The 9077-nt window shown below is 56.4% G+C and carries 1 CRISPR repeat array.

Going from position 1 to position 9077, the window contains the following annotated elements:
* Positions 1 to 56: 56 nt before the first annotated feature.
* Positions 57 to 9033: direct repeats of the CRISPR family, unit length 32 nt; unit sequence CCAGCCGCCTTCAGGCGGCTGTGTGTTGAAAC.
* The last annotated feature ends 44 nt before the right edge of the window (positions 9034 to 9077 follow it).

The following is a 9077-nucleotide window of genomic DNA, read 5'->3' on the forward strand; positions in this document are numbered from 1 at the left end:
TCAGGCGGCTGTGTGTTGAAACTTTGATGGCTTTATAAGCTGTCAGCAAATTGCGACCAGCCGCCTTCAGGCGGCTGTGTGTTGAAACACTTGGGAATCCTGAGTGTGTGACGGTTATTGGGAAACCAGCCGCCTTCAGGCGGCTGTGTGTTGAAACTATTTCCCTATCTGTCATTTTTCTAGCTTTGTGCCAGCCGCCTTCAGGCGGCTGTGTGTTGAAACCAAGATACTTTACGCAGTGTCATTAACATGGTTTTCCAGCCGCCTTCAGGCGGCTGTGTGTTGAAACCCGCCGAAGCCAAACAGTTCAGGTTTTGGCCAACACCAGCCGCCTTCAGGCGGCTGTGTGTTGAAACGATCCGTTCAGGCAACCCCCGGTAACCGCCACCACCAGCCGCCTTCAGGCGGCTGTGTGTTGAAACCGCAACAAAGGCGATTTGTCGGCCATCCGTCCGCCCAGCCGCCTTCAGGCGGCTGTGTGTTGAAACTGCTTGATATCGGCATAAAGCCCGATCAGATTTCCAGCCGCCTTCAGGCGGCTGTGTGTTGAAACAAAAACTCAAGGCATGGCTTGACGGCCACGGCTCCAGCCGCCTTCAGGCGGCTGTGTGTTGAAACAGGCTCGGCGGGCGGTCTGATCAATCCCTTCACAGCCAGCCGCCTTCAGGCGGCTGTGTGTTGAAACATATCGCCCTCCAAAAACAAATAATCAAGCAAACCCAGCCGCCTTCAGGCGGCTGTGTGTTGAAACATCAAATGCCTGCTGACAACATCAAAACACTGAACCAGCCGCCTTCAGGCGGCTGTGTGTTGAAACTGTATTATTACAGAACTGGTAACTCTATTGATGAACCAGCCGCCTTCAGGCGGCTGTGTGTTGAAACTGGTATTGGTAGTAAATCGCCTCTAGCATATACAACCAGCCGCCTTCAGGCGGCTGTGTGTTGAAACGAACAGCTGGCCGCCCAAACAGGCAAATCGCAGGTACCAGCCGCCTTCAGGCGGCTGTGTGTTGAAACGGCTAATGCTATTAAGTCATTGACAAGCTGGCCCCAGCCGCCTTCAGGCGGCTGTGTGTTGAAACAATGACGACGGAGGATGTGCAGCAGGCGCAGAAAACCAGCCGCCTTCAGGCGGCTGTGTGTTGAAACATGAAATAGCCACCTCGGCCGCCACGGAAAGCAGCCAGCCGCCTTCAGGCGGCTGTGTGTTGAAACAACCAATCCTCGTAAGTGTTGTACACCCAACGGAACCAGCCGCCTTCAGGCGGCTGTGTGTTGAAACTCTTTCAAACCTGTAATCAACAAGCTCACCCGAGACCAGCCGCCTTCAGGCGGCTGTGTGTTGAAACTCGGCGGTTTCCCCCGTCATCACCGAAAACGGACCAGCCGCCTTCAGGCGGCTGTGTGTTGAAACATAGTTGGGCAGTCCTGCGGCTTGCGCCGAAAGGCCAGCCGCCTTCAGGCGGCTGTGTGTTGAAACGATGAGCGGCACAATAGAGTCCGATGAAATCCTACCAGCCGCCTTCAGGCGGCTGTGTGTTGAAACACATCAGACTCCCAGCGTTGTATCGCCGATATGCCAGCCGCCTTCAGGCGGCTGTGTGTTGAAACGAGATTTCTTTAATCGGCAAAACGCGAGAGGAAATCCAGCCGCCTTCAGGCGGCTGTGTGTTGAAACGCAGCGCACGGCGTAGCGGTCATGCAACACGCCGCCCAGCCGCCTTCAGGCGGCTGTGTGTTGAAACGGAAACACCGAGCAGCCGCCGCCCTTTGTCTGTCCCAGCCGCCTTCAGGCGGCTGTGTGTTGAAACCCGAAGGTGTTGTATTAGGTGCTCTCGACCCGCCCAGCCGCCTTCAGGCGGCTGTGTGTTGAAACGCGGGTCTATACGCGGAAATAAAACACCTTCGGGCCAGCCGCCTTCAGGCGGCTGTGTGTTGAAACAGCCATTTTTCTGATGCGCAATAATTACGCAAAACCAGCCGCCTTCAGGCGGCTGTGTGTTGAAACGAGATGGCGCACAGACGAACATGACAACCTGCGCGCCAGCCGCCTTCAGGCGGCTGTGTGTTGAAACTAATTATTTCTTTTAACTTCAATCCTGAGGCTGGCCAGCCGCCTTCAGGCGGCTGTGTGTTGAAACCATATTTGTCACAACCTCTTTTTACTACCGATTGCCAGCCGCCTTCAGGCGGCTGTGTGTTGAAACGGTGTATGGGTTTTCGACAACAGCATTTGACAACCAGCCGCCTTCAGGCGGCTGTGTGTTGAAACTATCTGTTGGGATACATTCCAACAAAATTTCTTGCCAGCCGCCTTCAGGCGGCTGTGTGTTGAAACCACCGTCCCGAGTGCCTGCGACACCCCGTCCAACCCAGCCGCCTTCAGGCGGCTGTGTGTTGAAACCATTTCACATCCCAGTCGGGCGGGATATGGTAGCCAGCCGCCTTCAGGCGGCTGTGTGTTGAAACCGCGAACAGTTGTCTAAAGGCGGCCGCACCGCCCCAGCCGCCTTCAGGCGGCTGTGTGTTGAAACTGCCGATCGAGGGTGATTGTCTGCCCCGCCGTGAACCAGCCGCCTTCAGGCGGCTGTGTGTTGAAACCCCGCACCCCTTTGGGAGGGTGTACCTGAAGAACCAGCCGCCTTCAGGCGGCTGTGTGTTGAAACAAGTGCTCTGTTCATAAAACGTGTTTTTCCAGTATCCAGCCGCCTTCAGGCGGCTGTGTGTTGAAACAAGACATTGTTGGTATCAAACAATGTGACAGTTTCCAGCCGCCTTCAGGCGGCTGTGTGTTGAAACCTCTATCCATGACAGCCCCGCGCCCACATCGTCAACCAGCCGCCTTCAGGCGGCTGTGTGTTGAAACAGGCCGTCGAGGTTGCCGCCTGCGGAAGCGGCGGCCAGCCGCCTTCAGGCGGCTGTGTGTTGAAACCTCAGCAATGCGGAGGATGCCCGGCAGCAGGCCCCAGCCGCCTTCAGGCGGCTGTGTGTTGAAACTTGAACTTTGGCTGATAGCTTTTCTCAAGATGATCCAGCCGCCTTCAGGCGGCTGTGTGTTGAAACCCAGCCCAACGGCTGTTTTGTGCCGTAACCGTTGGTCAGCCAGCCGCCTTCAGGCGGCTGTGTGTTGAAACCGCCTTGCGTTTGTAGTAGTACCTTGACTGCCGCTCCAGCCGCCTTCAGGCGGCTGTGTGTTGAAACGTCGTGGCACGCGCTGCACGCATACGCGCCCATCCAGCCGCCTTCAGGCGGCTGTGTGTTGAAACAATCAGACCATATCGAATCATGCCAGATTTTTCAGCCAGCCGCCTTCAGGCGGCTGTGTGTTGAAACCGCCTCAATCACTCGAGCCGCCAATTTATTCAGCCAGCCGCCTTCAGGCGGCTGTGTGTTGAAACATTGCGGTCCGAATACCGGTAAGACGGTATCGCCCAGCCGCCTTCAGGCGGCTGTGTGTTGAAACAGGGAAAAACAGAATCATAACAGCCAATGATTACCCAGCCGCCTTCAGGCGGCTGTGTGTTGAAACTTGAGTTGGAAATGTTGGTTTGGCCGGGTCAGTACCAGCCGCCTTCAGGCGGCTGTGTGTTGAAACAATGATTATTGTCAAAGGCAGTAGGAGGACTTGAACCAGCCGCCTTCAGGCGGCTGTGTGTTGAAACATGAGCTGACGGAGCGGGTTATCAACTGTCTGAACCAGCCGCCTTCAGGCGGCTGTGTGTTGAAACGTCTAAGGCGATTGTGATTGCCGTCGGTACGGCCCCAGCCGCCTTCAGGCGGCTGTGTGTTGAAACTGCCCTGTCGGTTGAGCCGCCTGCCGAAGTGGTACCAGCCGCCTTCAGGCGGCTGTGTGTTGAAACCTCCTCACCATCAGACAGGGGGACGAGGGAAGGGCCAGCCGCCTTCAGGCGGCTGTGTGTTGAAACATAACACGTATACAAGTTTTTTATGCTTGCATATACCAGCCGCCTTCAGGCGGCTGTGTGTTGAAACACAGAAGAGAAGCCCGACAGCAGGGCTGAACGTTCCAGCCGCCTTCAGGCGGCTGTGTGTTGAAACTGCAAGAGCAATCAGACGAGGAATTGGCAACGGCCCAGCCGCCTTCAGGCGGCTGTGTGTTGAAACATCTATCGGAAGAGATGCGGGGCGAGCAGATGCGCCAGCCGCCTTCAGGCGGCTGTGTGTTGAAACAGCCGAATATGGCTTGTTTTTTTCGACGCATTTACCAGCCGCCTTCAGGCGGCTGTGTGTTGAAACCCTTTGTGTGATTTGTAGGAAATCTCTCTTCAGACCAGCCGCCTTCAGGCGGCTGTGTGTTGAAACAAGCGCATGCAGGCAATCGAAGAAAAGGCCCTAAACCAGCCGCCTTCAGGCGGCTGTGTGTTGAAACATATTTGATTACTCAAATGCCTGCGCGGATTGACCCAGCCGCCTTCAGGCGGCTGTGTGTTGAAACATGTTGGAAATTGCAGAAACGTGCAACAGGCAACCCAGCCGCCTTCAGGCGGCTGTGTGTTGAAACCGCATGGAGCGGATCTTTTGAAACCCCGTCCACATCCAGCCGCCTTCAGGCGGCTGTGTGTTGAAACTCCACCATCTCGCCCACATGGGCGATGACGGACCCAGCCGCCTTCAGGCGGCTGTGTGTTGAAACTGATTCTGTCAGTAGGAAGATAAACAGTCCACCAACCAGCCGCCTTCAGGCGGCTGTGTGTTGAAACTTTAGACCGATATGTATCAAAAAATATGGTCAAACCAGCCGCCTTCAGGCGGCTGTGTGTTGAAACGTCTGCCACGCGCTCCAGCTCGCCAATATCCATCCCAGCCGCCTTCAGGCGGCTGTGTGTTGAAACCGGAAATCAAAATGAAAGGGAAACAAATGAACATCCAGCCGCCTTCAGGCGGCTGTGTGTTGAAACATGATTTGTTTGAAAGACATTATTGGTTCTTGACCCAGCCGCCTTCAGGCGGCTGTGTGTTGAAACAATGACATCAATGTTGTCACAGCAAAGATTGATAGCCAGCCGCCTTCAGGCGGCTGTGTGTTGAAACAAAAGTCATTGCAGCACCTTTAAAACCAGTTACCCAGCCGCCTTCAGGCGGCTGTGTGTTGAAACAGCCTTTTGCACGGGTGGTTGGGGCGTCAGTATACCAGCCGCCTTCAGGCGGCTGTGTGTTGAAACACCACTGCCCCGTACACGCCTGCAGACGGCCAGCCAGCCGCCTTCAGGCGGCTGTGTGTTGAAACCATGGTTAAGGGCGTTTTGCCTAGGAAAAAGAAAACCAGCCGCCTTCAGGCGGCTGTGTGTTGAAACATCCGCTATACGCTGGGCGCAAAGGCGGGGCAGACCAGCCGCCTTCAGGCGGCTGTGTGTTGAAACCGCCATCCGCCAACGGAACGATGTGATCACACTCGCCAGCCGCCTTCAGGCGGCTGTGTGTTGAAACTGTCATGATTGCCAGCTTGCGATTCGGATTCAGACCCAGCCGCCTTCAGGCGGCTGTGTGTTGAAACCTCCTCCGACGGGCGGAAGCTATGGTGAGAGGTATCCAGCCGCCTTCAGGCGGCTGTGTGTTGAAACGGGACGAAAGTTTCAATCAAGCCTGAAACCTGCCGCCAGCCGCCTTCAGGCGGCTGTGTGTTGAAACTGGTTAAGAGGCCGGAGCCGCGAAGCCATTTGCCCAGCCGCCTTCAGGCGGCTGTGTGTTGAAACTACAGATGGGTGTCGGCCAATTTTACAAACCAGACCCAGCCGCCTTCAGGCGGCTGTGTGTTGAAACCTCTCAAACCATTCAATCCGTTTTGCCACCACATCCAGCCGCCTTCAGGCGGCTGTGTGTTGAAACATAATGAAACTTCCTTTTTTAAATCAAATTTTCACCAGCCGCCTTCAGGCGGCTGTGTGTTGAAACCAAACTCACCGCAGTAGCCAAAAAATAACGTACGTCCAGCCGCCTTCAGGCGGCTGTGTGTTGAAACTGGACACTGCAATCTTGGCAGCAGTCAACACAGAACCAGCCGCCTTCAGGCGGCTGTGTGTTGAAACTGCGAAGAGAAGAGCCGCAAACTCAAAACATGGACCAGCCGCCTTCAGGCGGCTGTGTGTTGAAACCTCGTGGGTTGTGCGGGAAATGATAGTAAAGTTCCAGCCGCCTTCAGGCGGCTGTGTGTTGAAACGCTTGCGCGCCGTTTACTGTTTCGTCCGCCTCCCCCAGCCGCCTTCAGGCGGCTGTGTGTTGAAACCGACTGGCGGGCGGGACGAGGGAAGGAGAAGACCCAGCCGCCTTCAGGCGGCTGTGTGTTGAAACGACTTGCTGCGCCCCAGGGTTCGCATCCGTCCACCAGCCGCCTTCAGGCGGCTGTGTGTTGAAACACCGGGCATCTGCTCCGAAGCCGAAAAAGACGGCCCAGCCGCCTTCAGGCGGCTGTGTGTTGAAACGAGGTAGCCTAAAAACTCGCAGGTGTACAGGATCCAGCCGCCTTCAGGCGGCTGTGTGTTGAAACAAATCGTGTAAAGGCGGCTGCTTGGGTGGGTCGCCCCCAGCCGCCTTCAGGCGGCTGTGTGTTGAAACCGACCCCGAAGGAGTGGGGCGGACGTGCCTGCATACCCAGCCGCCTTCAGGCGGCTGTGTGTTGAAACGGCAACTCCGCAGGCGGCCAAATCAACACCCAAACCCAGCCGCCTTCAGGCGGCTGTGTGTTGAAACTGAATATCCTTGCCGTGATTGATTCGGAGATTCGCCAGCCGCCTTCAGGCGGCTGTGTGTTGAAACGTCATAGGAGCTTTAAAAATGTGTGAAGATTTGCCAGCCGCCTTCAGGCGGCTGTGTGTTGAAACAGGCACGACAAGTTTCAGCCCGATGCATTGCGAACCAGCCGCCTTCAGGCGGCTGTGTGTTGAAACCGGCAAAAACGATGCCAAATATGCGCGGAGCGGCCCAGCCGCCTTCAGGCGGCTGTGTGTTGAAACAAACGAAATTGCTAGAAGTTTGGACACCAAAGTTCCAGCCGCCTTCAGGCGGCTGTGTGTTGAAACAATCCTGCAAACATATTTAGCACTGACGGTATGTCCAGCCGCCTTCAGGCGGCTGTGTGTTGAAACCCGGCAGACGCATTGCAAATATTTTACATAGGCGCCAGCCGCCTTCAGGCGGCTGTGTGTTGAAACACAATGGAAGCGGAAGATGGTACTAAAATTGCCCCAGCCGCCTTCAGGCGGCTGTGTGTTGAAACATCGTTACCGGTCAATCTTTGGCTGAAGGAGGAGCCCAGCCGCCTTCAGGCGGCTGTGTGTTGAAACATTCAAACCCGACCGATAATAGGCCGAACCGGAGCCAGCCGCCTTCAGGCGGCTGTGTGTTGAAACTCGGCGTATCGGTGGCAATTTTCGGCGTGATGATCCAGCCGCCTTCAGGCGGCTGTGTGTTGAAACCTACCCTGATTAAATCAAAATCACGTTCCTTTAACCAGCCGCCTTCAGGCGGCTGTGTGTTGAAACGAATACATCCCCCACCTGCTCATATCTGATTCGTCCAGCCGCCTTCAGGCGGCTGTGTGTTGAAACCCGCTCATCCGTTGCCTGATACGGCAAAGCCTGCCAGCCGCCTTCAGGCGGCTGTGTGTTGAAACACCCTACAGAAAAACGGCTTCCGGCAAAAACGATGCCAGCCGCCTTCAGGCGGCTGTGTGTTGAAACCCGAATGAAATCATCGGCGATAACCAGATAATCGACCAGCCGCCTTCAGGCGGCTGTGTGTTGAAACGCCGACCACGTAACCGACCCCAAAGAGGCGCAGCCCCAGCCGCCTTCAGGCGGCTGTGTGTTGAAACCAGCCCAGCTTAAATTCATACTCGTTGCGGACGTACCAGCCGCCTTCAGGCGGCTGTGTGTTGAAACAGTATGTGCTATCATTGCCCGAGGTACAGAGGAACCAGCCGCCTTCAGGCGGCTGTGTGTTGAAACCCCATAAAGTGACTGATGACCTAAGGTCTTTACCCAGCCGCCTTCAGGCGGCTGTGTGTTGAAACGTTAAAAATAGGCGTTTTGATTCCCCTTGGTGGCCTGGCCAGCCGCCTTCAGGCGGCTGTGTGTTGAAACTTTAGGCGGACGGTATTGGCTACCAACGACGGAACCAGCCGCCTTCAGGCGGCTGTGTGTTGAAACCTAGCCTTGTCTGATTTTTTGCTTCGATTACAGAGCCAGCCGCCTTCAGGCGGCTGTGTGTTGAAACGCGCACGTCGCCGTTGGGCATCGGCACCTCAAACGCCAGCCGCCTTCAGGCGGCTGTGTGTTGAAACACACCGTGCGCCTGAATGCCGCCTCCAGCCCCGCAACCAGCCGCCTTCAGGCGGCTGTGTGTTGAAACGTCATCGAGCCGACCGAGCAGGAATTGGCCTAAACCAGCCGCCTTCAGGCGGCTGTGTGTTGAAACCCTGCTGGCCGCACAGAACCTCAAAGGCCGTCCTGCCAGCCGCCTTCAGGCGGCTGTGTGTTGAAACCGCCCGGGCAAGGCGTTGAAAGATGCGGTAAACGCCAGCCGCCTTCAGGCGGCTGTGTGTTGAAACAGATAGCCAACGCAGTAGTGGACGATTTCCTCTGCCCAGCCGCCTTCAGGCGGCTGTGTGTTGAAACAATGACCCACAGTAGGCAGCCGTATTGCTTTTGCCCAGCCGCCTTCAGGCGGCTGTGTGTTGAAACTTCCAAGCTGCCGGACAACGTGCCGGCCAGCCTGCCAGCCGCCTTCAGGCGGCTGTGTGTTGAAACTTCCAAGCTGCCGGACAACGTGCCGGCCAGCCTGCCAGCCGCCTTCAGGCGGCTGTGTGTTGAAACATTTTCAGACGGCCTTCCTATTAACGCCCAACTCCAGCCGCCTTCAGGCGGCTGTGTGTTGAAACCGCCCCGCCAAGTCGCAGTTGAGCTGGTCGCGGACCCAGCCGCCTTCAGGCGGCTGTGTGTTGAAACATCGACGAATGATTGGCCGATTCCGCCCGCCAAATCCCAGCCGCCTTCAGGCGGCTGTGTGTTGAAACGACCACTACATCCGCGAAGGGAAGATGTCGTCCCCAGCCGCCTT

The organism is Neisseria sp. P0008.S010 (assembly GCF_051962715.1).
Classification (GTDB): domain Bacteria; phylum Pseudomonadota; class Gammaproteobacteria; order Burkholderiales; family Neisseriaceae; genus Neisseria; species Neisseria elongata.